The organism is Shinella yambaruensis, assembly GCF_050859155.1.
Lineage (GTDB): Bacteria > Pseudomonadota > Alphaproteobacteria > Rhizobiales > Rhizobiaceae > Shinella > Shinella yambaruensis.
On record NZ_CP150639.1, the window covers coordinates 343257 to 365118 of the forward strand.

Genomic DNA, 21862 nt, shown 5'->3' on the forward strand with positions numbered 1-21862 from the left:
GCCATGAGCAACCCCATCGGACGGCAGGACAAGGATACGCTGAAGACGCTTTTCGGGCGTGACAAGCCGGTGATCGGCGTGGTGCACCTGCTCCCGCTGCCGGGCGCGCCGCGTTATGACGACGAGGGCGTGGAGGCGATCTACGAGCGCGGCCTTTCGGATGCGCGCGCCTATCTGTCCGGCGGCTGCGATGCGCTGATCGTCGAGAACCATGGCGACGTGCCGTTCTCGAAGCCGGACCAGATCGGCCACGAGACCTCCGCCCACATGGCCGTCATCGCCGACCGCATCCGCCGCGAGCTCGGCCGCCCGATCGGCATCAACGTGCTCGCCAATGCGGCGATCCCGGCGCTGGCCATCGCCTCGGCCTCCTCGGCCTCCTTCATCCGCGTCAACCAGTGGGCCAATGCCTATGTTGCCAACGAGGGCTTCGTGGAGGGCGAATCCGCCCGCGCCATGCGCTACCGGGCGCAACTGCGCGCCCGCGGCATCCGCATCTTCGCCGACGCCCATGTCAAGCACGGTGCGCACGCCATCGTTGCCGACCGGCCGGTCGAGGAGCAGGTCAAGGACCTCGTCTTCTTCGACGCCGACGTCGTCATTGCCACCGGCCAGCGCACCGGCCATACGGCCGATCTTGGCTATATCCGCATGATCAAGCAGGCCGCCTCGCTGCCGACGCTGGTCGGCAGCGGCGTCACCCATGACAATGCCAACGACATCCTCGCCGTCGCCGACGGCGTGATCATCGCCAGCGCCCTCAAATATGACGGGGTCTGGTGGAACGCGGTCGATCCGGACCGGGTGAAGCGCTTCATCGCAGGCCTCGGCCGATGAGCAGAATGCCGGAGGTCAATCCCGCGCGCCTCCTTACATCCATCGCCGATTTCGCGGCCATCGGCGCGACGCCCGCCGGCGGCGTCAACCGGCAGGCCCTGAGCGTCGAAGACCGTGCCGCCCGCCGCTTGCTGGCCGAGCGCGCGCTCGCGCGGGGCTTCACCGTCTTCCAGGACGAGGCGGCCAATCTTTTCCTCCGCCGCGATGGCCGGGATGCGACGCTGCCGCCGCTCCTCATCGGCAGCCATCTCGACAGCCAGCCGACCGGAGGCCGCTTCGACGGCGCGCTCGGCACGCTCAGCGCCTTCGAGGTGCTGGAAGCGCTCGCCGATGCGGGCGTCGAGACCGGCCGCGCCATCGAGGTCGTCGCCTTCACCAACGAGGAGGGAAGCCGCTTCTCGCCGGGCTGCATGGGCTCCATGGCCTTTGCCGGCGCGGGCAACCTGTCGGATTGGCGTCGGGCACGGGCGACGGACGGCGCGTTGCTTGCCGACGAACTGGCGGCGACGCTGCAAGCGCTGCCGGAAGCCCGAATGCGGCCCATCGGGCATGCCGTCTCCGCCTTCGTCGAGCTGCATATCGAGCAAGGTCCCGTCCTCGAACGCGAGGACGTGCCGATCGGCGTGGTCACCGCCGTTCAGGGCACGAAATGGCTGGAGATCGCCTTTTCCGGCGAGGCGGCCCATGCCGGCACCACGCCGCTCGAGTTCCGCAAGGACCCGATGGGTGCGGCGGCGGCCGCCATCGCGCGCATCCAGGGCGATATCATGCCGGCCGATCCCGCAGCGCGGCTGACGGTCGGCCGCATCGCCGCCGAGCCGGGCTCGATCAACGTCATCCCGAGCCGCGTCTCCTTCACCGTCGACATCCGCCATCCGGACGCGGTCGCGCTCGCTGCCATGGAACGGCGTGTGCGCGAGGAATGCGAGGCCGCGGGCGCGCGATGGGACTGCGGAACGGTCATAGAACTGCGCGTCGACATGGCCCCCGGCCGCTTCGACCCTCAGGTGACGGCGGCGATCGAGGAGACGTGCCGGGCGCTCGCGATCCGCTGCCGGCCGATGGTGTCGGGTGCCTTTCACGATGCGCTGTTCGTGGGCCGGGTCGCCCCGGCGGCGATGATCTTCGTGCCCTGCCGCAACGGCATCAGCCACAACGAGGCGGAGTTCGTTTCCGACGCGCATATCATCGCCGGCGCGCGCACCCTGTTGGGCGTCGCGCTTCGTCTTTCGGCCGCCTGAAACCTACCAGCCGGCGAAATCCGCGAGCAGTGTTTCATCGACCCGGCCCGCCGCGACATCGGCGAGCGCCTGGTCGAGGATCGCGACGCCCTCCTGGGCTTCCGCCTCCGTCAAGGTCAGCGGCGGCGTGAATTCCAGCACGTTGGAGTTGACGCCGACATAGTAGAGCACGAGGCCGAGCTGGAAGGCGCGGTAGACCGTCAGCGCCGTTTGCCGCGCGGCCGGTGCGCCATCCGCCACAAGCTCGACGCCGAGGGCGAGGCCCCGGCCGCGCACATTGCCGATCAGAGGATGGCGGACGGCGAGGCGGTCGAGCGCCTCGCGCAGCATGCGTCCTGTCCGTTCCGCATTGGCGACGAGATGGTCACGCTCGATGGTCTGCAGCACGGCGAGCGCCGCAGCGGCGCAGACCGGATTGCCGTGCACGGTCTGCAGCGAGAAGGCGACGGCGTGGTTCAGGATCGCCTCCGGGCCGACCACCGCCGAGACCGGCAGCCCGCCGCCGAGGCCCTTGCCGAAGACGACGATGTCGGGCTCGATGCCGCAATGCTCGAAGGCGTTGAAGCGTCCGGTGCGGCCGAGACCGACCTTCACCTCGTCGCAGACGATGAGGATGCCGTGTGTGCGGCAGAGCGCTTCCACGTGCTTGAAAAACCCGTCCGGCGGCACCAGCATGCCGCCGTCCGACTGGATTGGCTCTATGAAGAAGGCGGCGACCTCTTGCGGCGGGATCTCGGTGGCGAAAAGGGTTTCGAGATGGGCGAGGGCGGCGTCCTTCGCGGCTTCGGGGCTGCCGGCGGCGTAGCTGTTGGGGTAGGGCACGAGCGTCAGGCCCTTCGCCCGCGCGCTCTGCTGGGCGGGGTGGCCGGAGACGGCCATGGAGCCGACGGTGCCGCCGTGATAGGCGCCGTTGAAGGCGAGGATGCGCGGCCGACCGGTGGCGGCGACGACCATGCGGGCGACCGTCTCGTTGGCGTCCGAGCCGGAATGGCCGAACCAGACGCGGCCGCGGGCGCGTTCCGGCACGAGGGAGAGCAGCTTTTCGGCGAGCAGCACCGAGGGCTCGTTGGCGGTGGAGAGATAGCTTGCACCCGCCTGGTCGGAAAGCGCGCGGTTCACCGCCTCGCGGAGGGCGGGATGCGAATGGCCGAGGCTCGCCGCGCCCCAGGAGGCGGCGAAATCGAGGAGTTTGCGGCCGTCGTCGCCGGTGAGGTACGCGCCGCTTCCGCCGACCACCGCCTGCGGAAAGAACCGCAGATGCGCCATCGTCGAGACCGATCGGCTTTCGCGGGCGTAGAGGCCGGACATGTCGCTCTCCTCGTTACTTGAAGAAGGTCAGGACCTCGTCGAGCTGGACGACGTGGCAATAGATCATGTTGATGATCTCCAGCTCCCGCCGGTGCAGTTCGTCCGTCGCCGCCGCGCCGCAATCGTCGACGACGACCACGCCGAAGCTTTCGTCCGCCAGGCTGCGCACGGTGGAGGAGACGCACTGGTCGGTGAAGATGCCGCAGCAGATGACGTCCTTGATGCCCATATTGTGCAGGATCAGGCGGAGGTTCGTGCCGGTCAGCGCGCTGTCGGTCGTCTTGGTGATGACGATCTCGTCGGGACGCGGTTCGAGTTCCGGCACGACCTGGCCCTCGGGCAGGTCCTTCGGCAAAAGCAGGTAGTTGAAGCCGGGTTTCTTCTGGCTCAGCGAGCGGTCGCGGCCGTCCGGCTTCAGGCAGGCGATGCGGGCGAAGATGACCTCCACCTTGCGCTTGCGGCACTCTTCGATGAGGCGTGCGGTGTTCGGGATCACCGTTTTGCGCATGCGATCGTAGAAGGGCTGCCAGCGGGCGGTCTCTTCCGGCGTGTCCTTCGGGTCGAGATAGGTGTTCTGGATGTCGATGACGAGCAGCGCGGTCGTCTGCGGATCGAGCACGATGTTGTCCGGCGCTTCGGCATTGGCGTAGTAGAAGGAACGGTAGGCGGTCTTCCAGCTCATGCAACTGTCTCCTTCTTGCGGCGGGCGCGGGTGAGAATGTGGCCGATCTCGCGGTTCGGAAAGAGGCCGCCGGGCTTGACGATCATCACGGCGATCATGGCGAGCGCCAGCACGATCTCGGTGAGGCCGACGACCTGGCCCGCGCCGATGGCGGTGGCGTTCAGCGCGCCCTCGGTGCCGCGCAGGCCTTCGTAGGCGAAGGTGATGAGGATCGTGCCGGCGACGGCACCGGTCACCGTGTTGGCCCCGCCGATCACCAGCATGGTGATGATGAGGAAGGTCTCCTTCAGGTAGAAGGCCTTCGGTGCGAAGGAGGTGATGAAGTGGCCCCAGAGCGCGCCGCCGATGCCGGCGATGAAGGCGGCGAGGATGAAGGCCCGCCAGCGCAGGTGCGGGATATTCGCGCCGAGCGCGGCGGCGGCGACCTCGTCCTCTCGGGAGGCGCGGAGCAGCTTGCCGGTGCGCGATTCCTTGAAGAGCAGCGCAACGACCACCACGACGGCCGCGACGATGGCGGCGATCGGCAGGTCCGTCGTCTTCGGCAGGCCGAAGAGCGTGCGCGGGCCGTTGGTGAAGGCGCTCCAGTTGTTCATGACGGTGTAGAGCACCACGAGCAGCGCGAAGGAGGTGATGACGGAGGCCGCATCCGAAAGCCGCATCAGCGGATAGGCGACGACGGCCGCCACGACCGCGGCGAGCACGCCCGCAGCCAGCATGGCCAGCAGCGGCGAGATCTCCACCACCTTCATGAAGTCGTAGAGGTCCGGCAGCGCCATGCCCTTCATCTGGGCCGGGATGGTCAGCACGGCGGAGGTGTAGGCGCCAAGGCCCATGAAGCCGATATGGGCGAAGGAGAGCAGGCCCGAATTGCCCATGAAGGTCTGCAGGCCGACGACGAGGACCAGCGAGATCAGGAGGTTGGTGGCGATCCGGTCGTAGAGGCGGATGCCGATGAGCTGGCTGCCGATGGCAATTACGGCGATGACGGCGATGAGGACGAGGGCGGTGAGATAGGAATGTTTCATGGTCTCCGCTCCTCAGGTCCGCTGTCCGCTCGCCGGGCCCTTGATGAGGCCCTGCGGGCGCCAGAGCAGGATCAGGATGACGAGGCTGAAGGTGAAGGCGTCGCGGAACTTCAGGAGATCCTGCGACAGGGTGTAGTTGAGCGTCGTATCGATCAGCGCCAAGAGGAAGCCGCCGACGACGGCGCCCGGAAGGCTGCGCATGCCGCCGATCACGGTGGCGATGAAGGCGACGAGCAGCGGTTCGAGGCCGACGCCCGGCACGACCGTGCCGATGCGCCCGATCCACAGGATGCCGACGACGCCGGCAAGGAAGCCGGAGAGGGCGAAGGCCGAGGAAATGATGAGGTTGGCCGGTACGCCGAGCATGCGGGCCATGGTGAAGTTGGTGGCGGCCGCGCGCATGGCGATGCCGAGCGTCGTCCTGCGCATCAGGAAGGCGACGGCGGCGAGCAGCACGATGGAGGCGGCGATGGTGATGAGGTTGCGCACCGGCGTGATCGCGCCGCCGATCGAGACGGTCTGGGAGAAGATGTCCGGCAGGGGAACATTGCGCGGGCGCGGCGAGATGAAGAGGAGGGCGGCATTCTGCAACAGGTTGGAGAAGGCGAAGGAAGTGATCAGCACCGCCGTCACCGATTTGGCGCGCACCGGGCGGAAGGCGGCATAGTCGGTGAGGATGCCGAAGAGCACCGCCATCGCGACGGCGAGCGCTGCCATGACGAGCCAGGGCAGGCCCGAGCCGCTGGAAAGATACATGGTGTAGCCGGCGACCATGATGAGTTCGCCATAGGCGAAGTTCACCAGCCGCAGGATGCCGTAGATGATGACGAGGCCGAGCGCCATGAGGGCATAGGCCCCGCCGAGGCTGAGGACGTCGATGACGAACTGGATCGTGAAAGCCATCGCAATCAGCCTCCCAGATAGTGTGCGCTGAGATCGCTGCCCGAGCGGATCTCCTCGGCAGTGCCGGAGGCGACGATGGCGCCGAGCCGCATGACATAGGCGCGGTCGGCGATGGAGAGCGCCTGGTTCACGTTCTGCTCCACGAGAAGGATGGTGAGGCCGGATTTCTTCAGCGTCTCGATCATCTCGAAGATGCGCTCGACGATGGCGGGCGCAAGACCCAGCGAGGGCTCGTCGAGGAGGAGGACGCGCGGGCGCGCCATCAGCGCGCGGGCGATGACGAGCATCTGCTGCTCGCCGCCGGAAAGCGTGCCGGCCGGCTGGTGCGAGCGCTCGGCAAGGCGCGGGAAGAGCGTGTGCAGCTTTTCGAGATTCTGCCGGTTGCCGGCCTGGTCGCGGCGGTGGATATAGGCGCCGAGCATGAGGTTCTCGGCGACCGTCAGATCCGGGAAGACGTCGCGGGTTTCCGGCACGGTGGCGAGCCCCGCGCGGATGACCTGCTCGGGATTGGCGGCGGTGATGTCACGGCCTTCGAGCGTGATCGCGCCGCCCGCCGCCTTGAGCGCGCCGGCGATGCATTTGATGGTCGAGGACTTGCCCGCGCCGTTCGCGCCGAGCAGGCTCACCAGCTCGCCCCTGGCGACGGTGAGGCTGATGCCGCGCACCGCGCGGATCGTGCCGTAATTGACGGAGAGATCGGAAATCTCAAGCATGGGCCGCTCCCTTGCCGAGATAGGCTTCGATGACGGCCGGATGGCTGCGGACATGGGCGGCGTCGCCTTCGGCGATGGTGCGGCCGGAGGCGAGCACGTGCAGCCGGTGGCAGAGGCGCATGATGAGACCCATGTCGTGATCGATGATGAGAAGGCCGAGGCCGCGCTTCTTCGGCAGCTCGGAGAGGGTATGGAGCAGGGTTTCCGTCTCCGCGTCGTTCATGCCGGCGGCGGGCTCGTCGAGCAGCAGGAAGCGCGGCTCGGCGGCGAGCGCCCTTGCGATCTCGACGCGGCGCTTGTCGCCGTAGCTGAGGCTTTCGCCCAGCTCGTCCGCCTTCGCCGATAGGCCGAGTTCGTCGAGAAGGTTTTTCGCGCGCTCGGTGGCGACGGCGCGGGAGGCGCCCTTCGCCAGTGCTGCGGCCTCGACATTCTCCAGCACCGTCATCGTGTTGAAAAGGCGCACGATCTGGAAGGAGCGGCTGACGCCGGCAAGCGCGATCTGGCGCGGCGAGAGGCCGGAAAGGGTCGTGTCGCCGGCGGTGATCGTGCCGCCCGCCAGCTTCACCTGGCCGGTGATGGCGTTGATGAGCGTCGTCTTGCCCGAGCCGTTCGGGCCGATCAGGCCGACGACCTCGCCGGTGAGGACGGAGAGCGACACATGGTCGAGGGCGCGGAGGCCGGTGAATTCCACCGACACGTCGTTTACCGCGAGGCGCGTTTCAGACATGGCTTTTCCGAAGGTGATGGGCCGGCTCCGAGAGCCGGCCCGCAATGTATGATCAGGGCTTCGGCAGGGATTCCGGCTTGCGCCAGCCCACGAAGGTCGGCTTTCCGCCCTTCAGCTCGATGAGCGCCGCCGCCTTGTTCGGAACGTGGCCCTCTTCGGCCGTGCCGTAGTCGAGGTCGCCGGTCAGGAGCTTGAACTGGCCGTCCTCCAGCGCCTTGGCGAGGGCTGCGCCTTCCGTGGTGCCGGCGGCCTTGATCGCCTCGGCGATCATCATGATCGTGTCCCAGCCCGTCGAGACGAAGGACGTGTCCGGGTCCTTGCCGAACATCTCCTTGTAGAGACCGATGAACTTCTCCATTTCCGGATCCGCTCCCGTTCCCATCCAGGTATGGGTGACGAAATAGACGTCGTTGCCGAACTTTTCGCCGAGTGCCTCGTGCATGGCCGGGTCGTCATAGGCGTCGCCGCCGAGGATCGGCGCATCATAGCCGACTTCGCGCAGCGCGCGGATGATCACGCCGATATCCGTGCCGTAGGACGAGACGAAGATCACGTCCGGCTTCTTGCCGAGCGCCTGAAGACGCGCGAGCTGGGCGGAAAAGTTGTTGTCGCCGTTCGTGTAGGTGTCTTCGAGAATGATCTCGCCGCCATCGGCCTTGAACTGCTCGACGAAATACTTCGACAGCGACTTGGTGTAGGCGATGAACTGGTCGGTGACGACATAGGCCGTCTTCCAGCCCTTCTCCTTGAAGGCGAAATCGGCTGCCGTCGCGCCCATCGTGGTGTTCCACATGGAGAGCGTGAACTGCTTGTCGCCGAGCGACCAGGAAGAGTAGAGCGGATCGGAGGCGCAGGTCGAGATGCCGACGAGGCCGGCCGACTGCGCCTCGCGGCTCGCCGGCGAACCGAAGTCGAAATCGCAGGGCGCGACGATGACCTGGGCGCCCTTGTCGATCAGCTCGACGGCGACGTTGCCGACTGTCACCGGATCGGATTTGCCGTCGATGTTAATGAACTCGACCTGCTTGCCGAGCACGCCGCCATTGTCGTTGAGATATTTCACCGCGACCTGCGCGCCGTTGTAGCCGGGCGTGTCGAGCGGCGCCTGGATGCCCGTCATCGAGAGCGCGCCGCCGATGACGATCTTGTCGTCCTCGGCAAAGGCCGCGGAGGCGGCGAGCGCAAGGCTTGCGGCCGCCAGAAGCAGTTTGGAAGTCTTCATCATGGTCGTTCCCCTTTTTGATGCCTTTCGGCAGTGAAGTGTCGTGCGGCCCGGCCTTTTGTTGTGTTCTGCGGCCCGCTTTCGGATGCTCCTCGTTTCCGTCCCGTCGGTTCGTCTGCAGGCCCTACTGCCCGATCTCCTTCAGCAACGCATCGGTCGAGACCTGCCGGCAATAGCCCTTGATGGCGCTCAGCGAGGTGTCGTGGCGCTCCTGCGAATAGGTGCCGCAGGCATCGGGCACCAGCGTCACGAGATAGTTGAGGTCGCAGGCATCGCGCACGGCCGATTCCACGCACTGGTCGGTCAGAAGTCCACACAGCACGAGTTGTTTTACGCCGAGATTGCGCAGGATGTAGTCGATATGAGTGGAGACGAAGACGCTGGACGAGCTCTTCGGGAAGACGATCTCGTCCTCCAGCGGTTCCAGCTCGTCGATGACCTTGCCGTCCCACGAGCCCTTCGGCACGTTGAAGCCGGTGATCTTGTAGTCGAGGCTGCGGTCGCGGCCGTCCCTGGTGAGGCTTTCGATCGTGGTGTGCAGCACCTCGATGCCGGCCTTGCGGAAGCCTCCCAGCAGGCGCTGCATGTTCGGGATCGCGACCTCGTGGATGCGCTTGAAATAATAGCCGTATTTTCCCGCGATATCGGCGTCGGACACGTCCTTGAACTCGCCGCCCTCGCGGCGCACGGAAAAGTTCTGCACGTCGATGAAGAGGATGGCGGAGGCGGCCGGATCGAGCGGCACGTCGCGGGTGGTCAGATGGTCAGCGGCCATCAAGCGTTTCCTTCGAGGCTGTCTGCCGCAAGGCGGAGGGGGCCGGCGAGGCGGCCTGCCCATTCCTCCTGCCCGCGGGCATCGTTGATGAGATCGTTGCGCACTTCCAGAAGCACATGCGCTATGCCGCGCCGCTCGCCGTGCACCGGGATCGTGTAGTCGGAGATGTCGTCGACGTGATAGGGTGCGTTGAGCTTGACGGTGACGTCCGGATTGGCGGCGCGGAACGTCTGCGCAAGCCGCTCGGCAAGGCGGGCATCGCGGTTGTAGAGCAGGCCGAGTTCGAAGTCCCGCGTCGCGCCCGTCGCGCGCATGACCGGCGTGAAACTGTGCACCGAGACGAGGACGAGCGGCTTTCCCGTCGCCTGCCGCTGGTCGAGCGCCACGGCGATCGCCTCGTGCAGCGGCTGGTGGATTTCCACATAGCGGCGGCGGCGGTCGAGATCGGTGACATCGGCATTCGCCGGCACCGGTGTGCCGTCGCTCTCCCCGACGACGCAATCCTTCGCCTCGAAGGGACGGTTGCAGTCGATGACGAGGCGGCTGTAGCGCTGCAGGATGAGGGCGGCGTTAAGGCGATCGGCAAGGCCGCGGGCGACGCCCTCCGCGCCGACGTCATAGGCGATGTGGCGGTCCATCTCCGCGGGAGGAATGCCAAGGTCGCCGAGGGCAGCCGGAATGACGCGGCCGGCATGTTCGCATGTCAGGAAGATCGACGAGGCGCCGGCGGTATTGATCCACTCCACGGGTTCCGGGTCGCCCGCCTGCAGCAATCTGGTCGTATCGCGGTCTGCGAACCTGAGCATGAGATGGGATCCGCCATGCGCCCGCCGATGCGGGCTTCCATGTTGGGCAGTCAAGGAAATTTTTAGATCATAGTCAATCTAGTTTTTCCATTTGACTAATTTTTTTCATGGCGCGAATATTCGTCCAACCAGGGGAACGAACGCCAATGAGCGATGGGAAGTCGTCGACGACGATCCGCACGAGGATCCGCGATGCGGCAGCGCAGCTGACCGCCAGCGAGCGCAAGATCGCCAATGCCATTCTTGCCGATTATCCCTTCACGGGCCTCGAAAGCATCCAGGAGCTGGCGGCCAAGACCGGTGTCAGCGCGCCCTCGATCACCCGCTTCGTCAGCAAGATCGGCTGCGGCGGCTTCCAGGACCTGCAGCGCCAGCTGATCACCGAGCTGAAGGAAGGGCAGCGCTCGCCGCTCGACCTGAAATCGAGCCAGAAGCCGGTCGGCCATTCGGAATTCCTGTCGGAATATGTGGCGCGCGTCTCGGCGGTCATGCAGGAGATGACGGCGACGGTGTCGCAGGCGCAGTTCGACATTCTCGCCGACCTGCTCGCCGATCCGGCGCGCAACATCTTCCTGCTCGGCGGGCGCGTCAGCGACAATGTCGCCGCGTTCCTGTCGATCCACCTGCGCCAGATCCGCAGCGGCATCTACCACATGTCCGACAATCCGGAAATGTGGCCGGAGCACGTCTTGCGCATGCGCCGGAAGGACGTCGTGCTGCTGTTCGATTTCCGGCGCTACCAGCTCAGCCTCGCGCGCCTTGCCGAGACGATCGCCAAGAAGCGTGGCGCGACCATCGTCGTCGTCACCGACAAGTGGATGTCGCCGGCCGCGCGCAGCGCCGACCATATCGTCGCGCTGCCGATCGATGCCGGCACTGCCTGGGATACGGTGGCCGCCGCCATGGCGCTCGTCGAGGCGCTGATCGTGCGCGTCTCGGAGGCCGACTGGGAGGCGACGCAAAAACGCATCAAGGATTGGGACGGCATCCGCTTTTCGATGCCGGGTTATGACCAGATCAACGGGGACGCCGATGAAACGTGAGGAAATGATGGTCGCCTGCTGCGGCGACCTTTCGGGCAAGGTGCGCGGCAAGGCCTTTCCGCTGGCGCAGATGGACAAACGCCTGAAGCGCGGCGTCGGCTGGACGCCGACCAACGTGCAGATCACCTGCTTCGACAACATCGCCGAAAGCCCGTTCGGCTCGCTCGGCGACCTCGTGCTCATTCCCGATCCCGCGACACGCGTCAGCATCGAGAGCGAGGAAGGGGCGCCGAACGAGAATTTCGTCATCGGCAACATACGCTATACCGATGGCCGGCCGTGGGAGTTCTGCACGCGTTCGATCCTCGAGGCAGCGCTCGATCGCCTGCAAAGGGTATCGGGCGTCACGCTCTACGGCGCCTTCGAGCACGAGTTCCAGATCAAGCACCTCGTCTCCGATATCGGCAAGGCCTTCACGCTCGGCGGGTTCCAGGAGGAGCGGGACTTCTGCGAGGCGATCATCGCGGCGATGCGGGAGGCGGGCGTGACGCCCGACACCATCCTCAAGGAATTCGGCGCCGGCCAGTTCGAGGTGACGATGGGCCCGCAGAAGGGCGTGACCATCGCCGACCACTCGCTGATCACCCGCGAACTCGTCGGCCTCGTCGCCCGCGAACTCGGCTACGACCCGACCTTCACGCCGATCCGCGATCCGGCGGGCGTCGGCAACGGCGTGCATGTGCATATGAGCATGCTGGATGCGGCCGGCAATCCCGTCACCCACGATCCGGCCGGCAAGCACGAGCTCTCCGGCGTCGCCGGAAAATTCGTCGCCGGCATCCTGAAATATCTCGATTCGATCATCGCCATCACCGCGCCGAGCGTCGTCTCCTATCTGCGCCTCACCCCGCATCGCTGGAGCGCCGCCTTCAACAATCTCGGTTTCCGTGATCGCGAGGCCTCGGTGCGCATCTGCCCGGTTTCCGACATCAGCGACATCGCCCGTGCGGCCCAGTTCAACTTCGAGTTCCGCGCCGCCGACGGTGCGGCCAATCCGCATCTGGCGCTCGCCGCCATCGTGCATGCCGGCGTGCAGGGCATCGAGGAGGGGCTGGCCGTGCCGGAGGCGACGCAGGAGGACCTTTCGCTGCTGGGCGTCGAGGCGCTGGCCGCGCGCGGTTACGTCCGCCTGCCGCAGACGCTGGAGGCCGCGCTCCAGCGGTTCCGCGGCAATGCGACGGTCTGCGGCTGGTTTCCGGAAGGGTTTGCCGACGTCTACATCAAGCACAAGGAGGGCGAGATCGCCTATCTTGCCGGCAAGACGCAGGCCGAGATCTGCGCCGCCTACGAAAGCGCCTACTAGCCACAAGGCTTTGCGGCGCGGGGAACCACGCAAGGCTCCCCGCGTTCCTTTCGGGTGAATTTGACCTGAAAGGAGAATTTCCATGGTCGCTGCAAGCGAAATTCGTGAACATATGGAAGTCCGCGCCGCCGATGGCCGCCATGTCGGCACCGTCGACCACATGGAAGGCGACAGCCGCATCAAGCTCACCAAGAGCGATTCGAAGGACGGCCAGCACCACCTGATCCCCCTCGATTGGGTCGACCATGTCGATGCCCATGTGCATCTGAACAAGGACGCACAGGAAGTCGAGCGCCAGTGGTCGGCGATGAACTGATCGTCCCGCCTCTCGGCAGGATCCAAAGCGGTTCGGCGAAATATTCGCCGGGCCGCTTTCTCGTCAGCGCGCCAGCGCGACGTTGACGCCGGCCGCCTTCAGGGCGGCGGAGACATCGCGGGGCGGCGCCTTGTCGGTGAAGAGATCGGTCAGCATGCTGAATTCGCAGACGCGCACCAGCCCCTGCCGGCCGAATTTCGTATGGTCGGTGACGACGACGGCCCGCTTGCCGCGCGCGACCACGGCACGTGCGAATTCCGCTTCCTCCAGGTCGTAGTCCATCACGCCGATCGCGGCATCGATCGCGCCCGTGGAAATGACCGCATGGCCGACGGTGAAATGGTTGATGAACTCGATCGCCGAGACGCCGAAGGCCGCGCCATTGTCGCTGCGCAGCTCGCCGCCCGCCATGTAGACCCGGTTGTCGTTGACCGTCGAAAGCGTGCGCGCGATGTCGGAGGAGTTGGTCACGACCGTCAGCCGCCGGTGGCCGAGCAGCTCGCGGGCGAGGTAGCTTGTCGTCGTGCCCGTATCGAGCATGATCGAATCACCGTCGCGGATCGTCGCGGCCATGGCGACGGCGATCGCCTTCTTCGCCTCGCTGTTTTCGCGCATGCGCTTTTCGAAGGGCGCTTCGCCGACCACGGAGGGCAGCGCCACGGCGCCGTGCATCTTCACCACGGTGCCGTTCGTCGTCAGCGGCTTGATGTCCCGCCGCACGGTTTCCAGCGAAACGTCGAGTTTCTTGGCAAGGTCGGCGATCGTCACCGTGCCGTCCTGCTGGAGCAGCCTCAGAATGTCGTTGTGGCGTTTGGAGTGGTTCATCGTCGTCATGTCCGCATGCGTTCTCCTGCTTCATAATCCTAGACGGATCATCTGGCAAGAAAGCCGCAGATTCGGTCACAAAGGCAGAAAAAGCCACATTTCAGGATTGACAGCCGCTTTCATCCAGCGTGTGATCGGCTCCATGCGCAGGCCGACAGATACAAAAGTACGGGGAACGGCATCCGGCGCATCAGAAAGCATCGACTTCAAAGTGCGACCGGGAGATCACGCATGTTTCAACCTATTCGCCTGCCAGGACTGTTCGCCGCGACGCTTTGCCTGTCCGCGGCCTTCACGATTGCGCCCGCGGCGGCGCAGGAATCCACCGATCCGATCAAGCTGACGCTGCACGACTGGACGGGCCAGCTCATCACCACGGAAATCATGGGCGAGGTGCTGAAGAAGGCCGGCTATTCCATCGAATATGTCCAGGCCGACTATCTCGCACAGTTCGCGGGCCTGGAGACCGGCGACCTGCACGTCGCCATGGAGATGTGGGAAACCACCGGCCGCGACGCGATGGACGCCGCGACGGCCACCGGCAAGGTCGAGAATTTCGGCGAGACCGGCATGCAGGCCAAGGAAGAGTGGTGGTATCCGGCCTACATGAAGGAGAAATGCCCCGGCTTGCCGAACTGGGAGGCGCTGAAGAGCGAAGCCTGCGCGGAAGCCTTCTCGATCCCCGAGACCGCGCCGAAGGGCCGTTATCTCGGCGGCCCCGTTACCTGGGGCGGTTTCGACGACGAGCGCGTCGAGGCGCTGGACCTGCCCTTCGAGGTGATCCATGCCGGCACGGACGCCGCGCTCTTCGCGGAGCTGGAAAGCGCTTACCAGCGCCAGGCGCCGATCCTGCTGTGGATCTACGCGCCGCACTGGGCGCCGGCCAAATACCAGGGCGAGTGGGTCGAGTTCCCGCCCTATTCGAAGGAGTGTTACGAGGACCCGGTGGCCGGCGTGAACCCCGATGCCGCCTATGACTGCGGCAAGCCCTTCGGCCCGATCTGGAAGGTCGGCTGGTCCGGCGTCAAGGACAAGTGGCCGGGCGCCTATGCCGCCATCAAGGCGTTCAGCGTCAACAATGACGAGATGGGGGCGATGATCACCAAGGTGGACCTCGACGGCAAGAAGGTCTCCGAGGTGGTCGCCGAATGGATGGCGGCGAACGAAGCGCGCTGGTCCGGCTGGATCAAGAAGTAGCGCGCAAGGCCCGGCCCTCCGCCAGCAGGGGAGGCCGGGCGCCTTTCGTGCGGTCCCGTAGGGACCGCGTTTCGATCACGCGACCGGAATGACGATGGCCTCTAGCGAACCGAAACTTGTCTGCCGCGGCGTCTGGAAGATCTTTGGCGCAGGCGGCAGATCCCTGGCCGGCCCGGCGGCCGCGCGGCTGACGAGCGCGGACCTGCGCGCGGCCGGCGCCGTCGGCGCGGTGCGCGACGTCAATATCGAGGTGCGCGAGGGCGAGATCTTCGTCATCATGGGCCTGTCCGGCTCGGGCAAGTCGACGCTGGTGCGCTGCCTCTCGCGCCTCATCGAGCCGACCTCCGGCGATATCCTCTTCAACGGCGAGAACCTGCTTGCGGCAAGCGAGGCGCGGATGATCGAGATCCGCCGCCACCAGATGGGCATGGTCTTCCAGCATTTCGCCCTGCTGCCGCACCTCACCGTGCTGGCGAATGTCGCCTTTCCGCTGGAGATCCAGGGCGTCGAGCGGGCAGCGCGCGAGGAGCGGGCGCGGCGCATGATCGACCTCGTCGGCCTTTCCGGCCGCGAGAATGCCTTCCCGCGCGAGCTGTCCGGCGGCCAGCAGCAGCGCGTCGGCATTGCCCGCTCGCTCGCCGCCGAGCCGGAGCTCTGGTTTCTCGACGAGCCCTTTTCCGCGCTCGACCCGCTGATCCGCCGCGAGATGCAGGACGAGTTCCTGCGCCTGCAATCGGTGCTGAAGAAGACCATCGTCTTCATCACCCACGATTTCGACGAGGCGATCCGCCTTGCCGACCGCATCGCCATCATGAAGGATGGCGAGATCGTGCAGGCGGGCACGCCGGAGGACCTCGTGCTGAACCCGGCGACGCCCTATGTGGCGGAATTCACGCGCAGCGTCGCCCGGGCCAAGGTCGTCAAGGTGGCCGCCCTGATGCGGCCGCTGAACGGCACGCTGCCGCCGGCCTCGATCCGCGCGAATGCGCCGGTGGCCGAGGCCGCGCCGCTCTTTTCGCGCGGTACGGAGACGCTTGCCGCGGTCGACGGGACGGGAACGCCCATCGGCCTCATCGACCGTGCGGCGGTCGTCGACGTGATGATGCGGGGCTGACGGCATGGGCGCGTCCTTCCCCGTCCTCCAGCCTGTCTCCGAGCCGATCCCGGAAAACCCGGCCTCGCGCGGTGCGGCGCGGGCGCGCTGGCTGTGGCCGCTCGCGCTCGCCCTCTTCGTCCTTTTCTGGCAGTTCGGCGAGGGCTTTGCGAAATGGGCCTTCTCCTATCCGCGCGCCTTCGAGATCCCGGCGGCGCGCTGGATCGGCAGGGCGACGAAATGGCTGGTGGACGAGGCGAGCTTCGGCCTCTTCACCTTTACGGACCTTACCCGTTTCCTTGCCGAGATCATCGACGTTCCCTACCGGGTGTCGCTCGGCCTCCTGTCGAGCGGCCTCCTGTCGGGGCAGGGCTCGAGCGCCGTGCAGCATCTGCCGCCGCTCTCCTGGCTCGCCGTGCTCGCCATCGTCGCGCTGATCGGCCACCATGCCGGCGGTGCGCGGCTCGCCGCGCTCGTCACGGCCTGCTTCGGCTTCCTTGTCATCTTCGGCCAGTGGACGAGCGCCATGGTGACGCTCGCCTCCATCGTCGTCGCCGTGCCGATCGGCGTGCTGGCCGGCCTCCTGCTCGGCCTTGCCGCCTGGCGCTGGCCGTTCTTCGAGCGGATGCTGGTTCCCGTTCTCGACCTCATGCAGACGATCCCGGTCTTCGCCTATCTCGTGCCCGTGCTCGTCTTCTTTGGCTTCGGCCCGACGGCGGCGATCGTCGCGACGCTGATCTATGCCCTGCCGCCGATGGCGCGCGTCACCATCCTCGCCATGCGCTCCGTGCCGGCGGAGATCCGCGACCTCGGCAACATGGTCGGCTGCAGCCGGCGGCAGATGACCTGGAAGGTCATGGTGCCGTCTGCCAAGGACAGCCTGATGGTCGGCGTCAACCAGGTCATCATGCTTTCGCTGAACATGGTCATCATCGCCTCGATGATCGGCGCCGGCGGCCTCGGCTTCGACGTGCTTGCCGCGCTCCGCCGCCTCGATATCGGCGCAGGCCTCGAAGCGGGGCTGGCGATCGTCGCGCTCGCCGTGGCGCTCGACCGGTTGAGCCAGGCCTATGCGGAAAAGGCCAGCCGGCCGGCGGCCGGCATCGCGGCGGGCGGCGGCTTCGTCTCCCGCCATCCCTATCTCGTCGCCGCACTGGCGATCGTCGTCGCGACCTTCCTCGCCGGGCTTGCCGTGCCGGCACTGCAGAGCTTTCCGGAACGCTGGCAGGTCTCCACCGGCACCTTCTGGTCCGAGGTGGTGCGCTGGATCAACGTCAATTTCTTCGACGCGCTGGAGGCGATCCGCAACGTCATCCTCCTGAACATCCTCGTGCCGCTGAAGCGGCTGCTCGGCGACCTGCCCTGGGCTGGTGTCGTCGCGCTGCTGGCATTGGCGGGCTACCGGCTGGGCGGCCTGCGCCTTGCCGCGCTGGTCGGCGTGCTTTCCTTCCTGATCGCCGCGACCGGGCAATGGGAGAAGGCGATGATCACCGTCTATCTCTGCGGCATCTCCGTCGTCTTCGCCTGCCTCATCGGCGTGCCGCTCGGCATCCTGGCGGCCGAGCGCGAACGGCTGTGGCGCTGGCTCCAGCTCGTCATCGACACGCTGCAGACGCTGCCGTCCTTCGTCTATCTCATGCCCGTCGTCATGCTTTTCCGCGTCGGCGATTTCACCGCGATGATCGCCGTCGTCGCCTATGCCGTCGTGCCGGCGATCCGCTACACGGTGCTGGGTCTCCAGCGCGTCGATCCGCGCGTGGTGGAGGCGGGCCGCGCCATGGGCTGCACGTCCGGGCAGATCCTCGCCAAGATCAAGCTGAAGCTGGCGCTGCCGGAAATTCTGCTCGGCCTCAACCAGACGATCATGTTCGCCCTCTCCATGCTGGTCATCACCGCACTGGTCGGCACGCGCGATCTCGGGCAGGAGGTCTATATCGCGCTCACCAAGGCCGATACGGGCCGCGGTATCGTCGCCGGCCTCTCGATCGCCTTCATCGCCATCATCGCCGACCGGCTGATTTCCGCCGGTGCGAACCGCATCCGCGAGAGGATGAGCTGATGGAGGGCCATGTCGAGCTCAGCCGCGCCGTCGAGGACCGCATCCGCGCTCTGCCCTGCTGGGCGGGCCGCATCGAGATCGCGCCGCTGAAGGGCGGCATCAGCAACGAGAGCTATCTCGTCAACGATGCGGCGGGGCGCCATGTCGTGCGCTTCGGCCGGGACTATCCCTTCCACCATGTCTTCCGCGAGCGGGAGCTGATGACGGCGCGGGCGGCCCATGCGGCCGGCTTCGGCCCGGAGGTGCGCTACGCCGAGCCCGGTGTCATGGTCTCGGCCTTCCTCGGCGCGAAGACTTTTGGCGCGGAAGACGTTGCCGCCGAGCGGCGGCGGGTGGCGGACCTGCTGCGCCGGTTCCACGACGAGATGCCGCAGGAGGTGAGCGGCGCCGCCTTCCTCTTCTGGCCCTTCCATGTGGTGCGCGACTATGCCCGCACGTTGCGGGAGGGCGGCAGCCGCATGAAGCCGCACCTTCCGGGCTACCTCGCGCTCGCCGAGGAGCTGGAGGCGGCACAGGCGCCGCTGCCGATCGTCTTTGCGCACAACGACCTGCTGCCGGCCAACATCCTCGACGACGGCGATCGGCTCTGGCTGATCGATTTCGAATATGCCGGCTTCTCCACCGCCATGTTCGACCTTGCCGGCGCCACCTCCAATGCCGGGCTTTCGCCCGACGAGGCGGAGGATTTCCTCGCCGCCTATTTCGCCGGCGCGCCCGACCCGGCGATCCTTCGCTCGCATGCCGCCATGCAATGCGCCTCGCTGCTGCGCGAGGCGATGTGGAGCATGGTCTCCGAACTTCATCTGACAGCGCCCGGCGCCGACTATGTCGGCTACACCGCCGAAAATCTCGATCGTCTCGACAGGGCGCTCGACCATTACAGAACAAAATACGGGAAACACGCCAAATGACCCTGCCATCCCATGCTGAGATCGTTGTCATCGGCGGCGGCATCATCGGCTGCTCGACGGCCTATCATCTCGCCCGCGACCACAAGGCGAACGTGATCCTCCTGGAGCAGGGCACGCTGACCTCGGGCTCGACCTGGCATGCGGCCGGCCTCGTCGGCCAGCTCCGCTCCTCGGCGTCGATCACCCGGGTGCTGAAATATTCCGTCGATCTCTACAAGGGCCTCGAAGCCGAGACGGGCCTTGCGACCGGCTGGAAGATGACGGGATGCCTGCGGCTTGCCACCAACCAGGACCGCTGGACGGAGTTCCGCCGCCTCGCCACCACGGCCAGGAGCTTCGGCATGGACATGCACCTCCTGACGCCGCAGGAGGTCAAGGCCATGTGGCCGCTGATGGAGGTCGGTGACCTCGTCGGCGCAAGCTGGCTGCCGACCGACGGGCAGGCGAGCCCCTCGGACATCACCCAGTCGCTCGCAAGGGGCGCGCGCATGCATGGTGCGACGATCGTCGAGAACGTGCGCGTCACGGGCTTCGACATCGAGGACGGCCGCATTCGCCGCGTGCGCACGACGCGCGGCGACATCGCCTGCGAAAAGGTGGTCAACTGCGCCGGCCAGTGGGCGCGGCAGGTGGGCGCGATGGCCGGCATCAACGTGCCGCTGCAGCCGGTCAAGCACCAGTATATCATCACGGAAACCGTGCCGGGGCTCGCCACCGACGCGCCGACGATCCGCGATCCCGATCGCCGTACCTATTTCAAGGAGGAGGTCGGCGGGCTCGTCATGGGCGGCTACGAGCCGAACCCGCAGCCCTGGACGACCGGCGACGTGCCGGACGAGTGGGCCTACCGGCTCTTCGACGACGATTTCGACCATTTCGAGCAGCATATGGTGGAGGCGATCGCCCGCGTGCCGGCGCTGGAGAAGGTCGGCGTCAAGCAGATGATCAACGGGCCGGAGAGCTTTACGCCCGACGGCAACTTCATCCTCGGCGTGGCGCCGGAATGCAGCAACATGTTCGTCGGCGCGGGCTTCAACGCCTTCGGCATCGCCTCGGGTGGCGGGGCGGGCTGGGTGCTGGCGCAATGGGTGATCGACGGCGAGGCGCCGCTCGATCTCTGGGTGGTCGATATCCGCCGCTTTGCCGGCATGCACCGCGACCGGCAATGGGTGCTCGACCGCACGCTGGAAGCCTACGGCAAGCACTACACGATCGGCTTTCCGCACGAGGAATACGAGAGCGGCCGCCCGCGCGTCGTCTCGCCGCTCTACGAGCGGCTGAAGGCGCATGGCGCGGTGTTCGGCTCCAAGCTCGGCTGGGAGCGGCCGAACTGGTTCGCGCCGAAGGGCATGGAGGCGCGGGACGTCTATTCGATGGGCCGGCAGAACTGGTTCTCGACGGTCGGCGACGAGCACCGCCATGTGCGCGAGGCCGTCGGCATCTTCGACCAGTCCTCCTTCGCCAAATACGAGATGACGGGGCCGGACGCGCTGAAGGCGCTCGACTGGATCTGCGCCAACGATGTCGGCAAGCCGGTGGGGCGGCTGACCTATACGCAGCTTCTCAACAGCCGCGGCGGCATCGAGGCGGACCTGACGGTGGCGCGGCTCGCCGAGGAGAAATTCTACATCGTGACCGGCACGGGCTTCCGCACCCATGACCTCGGCTGGATCACGGATCATCTTCCCGGCGGCCTCGACGTGACGCTCCGCGATGTAACCGAGGATTTCGGCACGCTGTCGCTGATGGGGCCGAAGGCGCGCGACGTTCTGGCCGCGCTTGCCGATGCCGATGTCTCCAATGCCGGCTTCCCCTTCGGCCATGTGCGGGAAATCGTGCTTGCCGGCCATGTCGTGCGGGCGCTGCGTGTCACCTATGTCGGCGAGCTCGGCTGGGAGCTGCATGTGCCGATCGAGGCCATCGGCACGGTCTTCGATGCACTGATGACGGCCGGTGCCCCGTTCGGTATCCGCCCGGTCGGCTACCGCGCGCTGGAATCGCTGCGCCTCGAAAAGGGGTACCGCGCCTGGGGATCCGACATCACGCCGAACGACACGCCCTTCGATGCCGGCCTCGGCTGGGCGGTGAAGCTGCGCAAGAACACCGATTTCCTCGGCCGCCGGGCGCTGGAGGCGCTACAGGGCGAAAAGCGCAAGAAGGCGCTGGCCGGTTTCACGGTCGACAATCCGGACATCGTGCTCGTCGGTCGTGAGACGATCCTGCGCAACGGCGAGCCCGTCGGCTACCTCACCAGCGGCGGCTATGGCTATACGCTCGGCAAGAATGTCGGCTACGGCTATGTGCGCCGCGCCGAGGGTGTGGACGACGATTTCCTGACGGGCGGCGACTACGAGCTCGTCGTCGCCATGGAACGCACGCCGGCGAAGATCCACCTCGAACCGCTCTACGATCCGGCCGGTGCGCGCGTGAAAGCCTGATCCTGCGGCAGGGAAGGCCTCCGGGTCTTTCCGGATCGGAGAATCCATAGTATACCCCGCTATATTATGAATTTGAAAGGCGATCCCGCATGAGCCACACCATCCAGCAGAAGGACAAGCTGATCGCCCGGGTGCGCCGCATCCGCGGCCAGATCGAGGGCATCGAACGCGCGCTGGAAGGCGAGGCGGGCTGTGCGGAGATCATGCGCCAGCTCGCCTCCGTGCGCGGCGCGCTCGGCGGCCTGACGGCGGAAGTGATGGAGGATCATCTGCGCCATCACGTGATGGAAGCCGAGACGAAGGCGGACTGTCTTCAGGGCGGCGAGGAGCTGATTGGGGTCATCCGGACCTACATGAAATAGCGCAGGTCCCGCAGCAGGGCGAAGCAGCCTTGCCCCGGGCGCTGCCGAGGGTATTCGGCCCCGCCTGCCGCAACGA

The 21862-nt window shown here is 66.5% G+C and carries 21 protein-coding genes; 11 read left to right on the top strand and 10 right to left on the bottom strand.

All coding sequences use genetic code 11. From position 1 onward, the window contains the following. The first annotated feature begins 3 nt into the window (after nt 1-3). Together WMC41_RS23975 and WMC41_RS23980 are read left to right on the top strand one after the other, a co-directional pair. Nucleotides 4-837, top strand: a complete 834-nt coding sequence (locus tag WMC41_RS23975) for a BtpA/SgcQ family protein (RefSeq protein ID WP_244766463.1) — start codon at nt 4-6, stop codon at nt 835-837. Continuing rightward, entirely contained in the window at nt 834-2078 is a 1245-nt protein-coding gene (locus WMC41_RS23980) for a Zn-dependent hydrolase (RefSeq protein ID WP_432349269.1), read from the top strand. The genes WMC41_RS23975 and WMC41_RS23980 overlap by 4 nt, the downstream gene beginning before the upstream one ends. 3 nt (nt 2079-2081) lie before the next feature. Here WMC41_RS23980 and WMC41_RS23985 read toward each other — a convergent pair whose 3' ends face one another. From WMC41_RS23985 to WMC41_RS24025, 9 genes are all read right to left on the bottom strand, one after another. Further along, nucleotides 2082-3386, bottom strand: a complete 1305-nt coding sequence (locus tag WMC41_RS23985) for an aspartate aminotransferase family protein (RefSeq protein ID WP_432349271.1) — start codon at nt 3384-3386, stop codon at nt 2082-2084. A gap of 13 nt (nt 3387-3399) precedes the next feature. Further along, complete coding sequence (locus WMC41_RS23990; RefSeq protein ID WP_432349273.1) at nt 3400-4068, bottom strand: cysteine hydrolase family protein; 669 nt, start codon at nt 4066-4068, stop codon at nt 3400-3402. Beyond that, entirely contained in the window at nt 4065-5093 is a 1029-nt protein-coding gene (locus WMC41_RS23995) for a branched-chain amino acid ABC transporter permease (protein WP_272807821.1), read from the bottom strand. Before WMC41_RS23995 ends, WMC41_RS23990 begins: the two co-directional genes overlap by 4 nt. A 12-nt stretch (nt 5094-5105) precedes the next feature. Beyond that, the gene (locus WMC41_RS24000) at nt 5106-5996 is read right to left on the bottom strand and encodes a branched-chain amino acid ABC transporter permease (protein WP_244766468.1); all 891 of its coding nucleotides are present in this window, start codon (nt 5994-5996) and stop codon (nt 5106-5108) included. Nucleotides 5997-6001: 5 nt separating this feature from the next. Further along, nucleotides 6002-6709, bottom strand: coding sequence for an ABC transporter ATP-binding protein (locus tag WMC41_RS24005; RefSeq protein WP_432349275.1), 708 nt, complete (start codon nt 6707-6709; stop codon nt 6002-6004). Next, the gene (locus tag WMC41_RS24010; protein WP_244766470.1) at nt 6702-7436 is read right to left on the bottom strand and encodes an ABC transporter ATP-binding protein; all 735 of its coding nucleotides are present in this window, start codon (nt 7434-7436) and stop codon (nt 6702-6704) included. Before WMC41_RS24010 ends, WMC41_RS24005 begins: the two co-directional genes overlap by 8 nt. A 52-nt stretch (nt 7437-7488) precedes the next feature. Beyond that, entirely contained in the window at nt 7489-8661 is a 1173-nt protein-coding gene (locus WMC41_RS24015) for an ABC transporter substrate-binding protein (protein ID WP_244766471.1), read from the bottom strand. A 121-nt stretch (nt 8662-8782) separates the two neighbouring features. Then, a complete protein-coding gene (locus WMC41_RS24020; RefSeq protein ID WP_272807824.1) occupies nt 8783-9433 on the bottom strand; it encodes an isochorismatase family cysteine hydrolase in 651 nt (216 codons plus the stop codon). Then, nucleotides 9433-10239 (bottom strand): N-formylglutamate amidohydrolase, encoded by an 807-nt coding sequence (locus WMC41_RS24025; protein ID WP_432349278.1) that lies wholly within the window; start codon nt 10237-10239, stop codon nt 9433-9435. Before WMC41_RS24025 ends, WMC41_RS24020 begins: the two co-directional genes overlap by 1 nt. Before the next feature lie 146 nt (nt 10240-10385). Between WMC41_RS24025 and WMC41_RS24030 the strand changes: the two genes are divergently transcribed. From WMC41_RS24030 to WMC41_RS24040, 3 genes are all read left to right on the top strand, one after another. Further along, entirely contained in the window at nt 10386-11282 is an 897-nt protein-coding gene (locus WMC41_RS24030) for a MurR/RpiR family transcriptional regulator (RefSeq protein WP_244766474.1), read from the top strand. Next, complete coding sequence (locus tag WMC41_RS24035) at nt 11272-12585, top strand: glutamine synthetase (RefSeq protein WP_432349280.1); 1314 nt, start codon at nt 11272-11274, stop codon at nt 12583-12585. The genes WMC41_RS24030 and WMC41_RS24035 overlap by 11 nt, the downstream gene beginning before the upstream one ends. Before the next feature lie 82 nt (nt 12586-12667). Then, nucleotides 12668-12901, top strand: a complete 234-nt coding sequence (locus tag WMC41_RS24040; RefSeq protein WP_244766476.1) for a DUF2171 domain-containing protein — start codon at nt 12668-12670, stop codon at nt 12899-12901. 63 nt (nt 12902-12964) lie between these two features. On the opposite strand, the gene WMC41_RS24045 is transcribed toward WMC41_RS24040, so the two are convergent. Continuing rightward, nucleotides 12965-13726, bottom strand: a complete 762-nt coding sequence (locus WMC41_RS24045; RefSeq protein WP_288079534.1) for a DeoR/GlpR family DNA-binding transcription regulator — start codon at nt 13724-13726, stop codon at nt 12965-12967. A gap of 231 nt (nt 13727-13957) precedes the next feature. On the opposite strand from WMC41_RS24045, the gene WMC41_RS24050 reads away from it, so the two are divergent. From WMC41_RS24050 to WMC41_RS24075, 6 genes are all read left to right on the top strand, one after another. After that, on the top strand, nt 13958-14923 hold the full coding sequence (locus WMC41_RS24050; RefSeq protein ID WP_432349283.1) for an ABC transporter substrate-binding protein: 966 nt from the start codon (nt 13958-13960) through the stop codon (nt 14921-14923). 94 nt (nt 14924-15017) lie between these two features. Next, the gene (locus tag WMC41_RS24055; RefSeq protein WP_432349325.1) at nt 15018-16037 is read left to right on the top strand and encodes a quaternary amine ABC transporter ATP-binding protein; all 1020 of its coding nucleotides are present in this window, start codon (nt 15018-15020) and stop codon (nt 16035-16037) included. Nucleotides 16038-16041: 4 nt separating this feature from the next. Then, the gene (locus WMC41_RS24060) at nt 16042-18075 is read left to right on the top strand and encodes an ABC transporter permease (protein WP_432349285.1); all 2034 of its coding nucleotides are present in this window, start codon (nt 16042-16044) and stop codon (nt 18073-18075) included. Further along, entirely contained in the window at nt 18075-18986 is a 912-nt protein-coding gene (locus WMC41_RS24065; protein WP_432349287.1) for a phosphotransferase, read from the top strand. Before WMC41_RS24060 ends, WMC41_RS24065 begins: the two co-directional genes overlap by 1 nt. Continuing rightward, nucleotides 18983-21424 (top strand): GcvT family protein, encoded by a 2442-nt coding sequence (locus tag WMC41_RS24070; protein ID WP_432349289.1) that lies wholly within the window; start codon nt 18983-18985, stop codon nt 21422-21424. Before WMC41_RS24065 ends, WMC41_RS24070 begins: the two co-directional genes overlap by 4 nt. A gap of 89 nt (nt 21425-21513) precedes the next feature. Further along, nucleotides 21514-21786 carry a metal/formaldehyde-sensitive transcriptional repressor gene (locus WMC41_RS24075; protein WP_064332969.1) on the top strand — a complete coding sequence of 91 codons (273 nt, stop codon included), beginning with the start codon at nt 21514-21516 and terminating at the stop codon, nt 21784-21786. Nucleotides 21787-21862 lie beyond the last annotated feature (76 nt).

Coding starts and splice junctions, on each gene's coding strand:
- WMC41_RS24000 (WP_244766468.1), bottom strand. CDS start 5,996: ATGGCTTTCACGATCCAGTTCGTCATCGACGTCCTCAGCCTCGGCGGG.
- WMC41_RS24065 (WP_432349287.1), top strand. CDS start 18,075: ATGGAGGGCCATGTCGAGCTCAGCCGCGCCGTCGAGGACCGCATCCGC.
- WMC41_RS24075 (WP_064332969.1), top strand. CDS start 21,514: ATGAGCCACACCATCCAGCAGAAGGACAAGCTGATCGCCCGGGTGCGC.
- WMC41_RS23980 (WP_432349269.1), top strand. CDS start 834: ATGAGCAGAATGCCGGAGGTCAATCCCGCGCGCCTCCTTACATCCATC.
- WMC41_RS24045 (WP_288079534.1), bottom strand. CDS start 13,726: ATGAACCACTCCAAACGCCACAACGACATTCTGAGGCTGCTCCAGCAG.
- WMC41_RS24050 (WP_432349283.1), top strand. CDS start 13,958: ATGTTTCAACCTATTCGCCTGCCAGGACTGTTCGCCGCGACGCTTTGC.
- WMC41_RS23975 (WP_244766463.1), top strand. CDS start 4: ATGAGCAACCCCATCGGACGGCAGGACAAGGATACGCTGAAGACGCTT.
- WMC41_RS24010 (WP_244766470.1), bottom strand. CDS start 7,436: ATGTCTGAAACGCGCCTCGCGGTAAACGACGTGTCGGTGGAATTCACC.
- WMC41_RS24060 (WP_432349285.1), top strand. CDS start 16,042: ATGGGCGCGTCCTTCCCCGTCCTCCAGCCTGTCTCCGAGCCGATCCCG.
- WMC41_RS24035 (WP_432349280.1), top strand. CDS start 11,272: ATGAAACGTGAGGAAATGATGGTCGCCTGCTGCGGCGACCTTTCGGGC.
- WMC41_RS24055 (WP_432349325.1), top strand. CDS start 15,018: ATGGCCTCTAGCGAACCGAAACTTGTCTGCCGCGGCGTCTGGAAGATC.
- WMC41_RS24040 (WP_244766476.1), top strand. CDS start 12,668: ATGGTCGCTGCAAGCGAAATTCGTGAACATATGGAAGTCCGCGCCGCC.
- WMC41_RS24015 (WP_244766471.1), bottom strand. CDS start 8,661: ATGATGAAGACTTCCAAACTGCTTCTGGCGGCCGCAAGCCTTGCGCTC.
- WMC41_RS24025 (WP_432349278.1), bottom strand. CDS start 10,239: ATGCTCAGGTTCGCAGACCGCGATACGACCAGATTGCTGCAGGCGGGC.
- WMC41_RS23985 (WP_432349271.1), bottom strand. CDS start 3,386: ATGTCCGGCCTCTACGCCCGCGAAAGCCGATCGGTCTCGACGATGGCG.
- WMC41_RS23990 (WP_432349273.1), bottom strand. CDS start 4,068: ATGAGCTGGAAGACCGCCTACCGTTCCTTCTACTACGCCAATGCCGAA.
- WMC41_RS24070 (WP_432349289.1), top strand. CDS start 18,983: ATGACCCTGCCATCCCATGCTGAGATCGTTGTCATCGGCGGCGGCATC.
- WMC41_RS24030 (WP_244766474.1), top strand. CDS start 10,386: ATGAGCGATGGGAAGTCGTCGACGACGATCCGCACGAGGATCCGCGAT.
- WMC41_RS23995 (WP_272807821.1), bottom strand. CDS start 5,093: ATGAAACATTCCTATCTCACCGCCCTCGTCCTCATCGCCGTCATCGCC.
- WMC41_RS24005 (WP_432349275.1), bottom strand. CDS start 6,709: ATGCTTGAGATTTCCGATCTCTCCGTCAATTACGGCACGATCCGCGCG.
- WMC41_RS24020 (WP_272807824.1), bottom strand. CDS start 9,433: ATGGCCGCTGACCATCTGACCACCCGCGACGTGCCGCTCGATCCGGCC.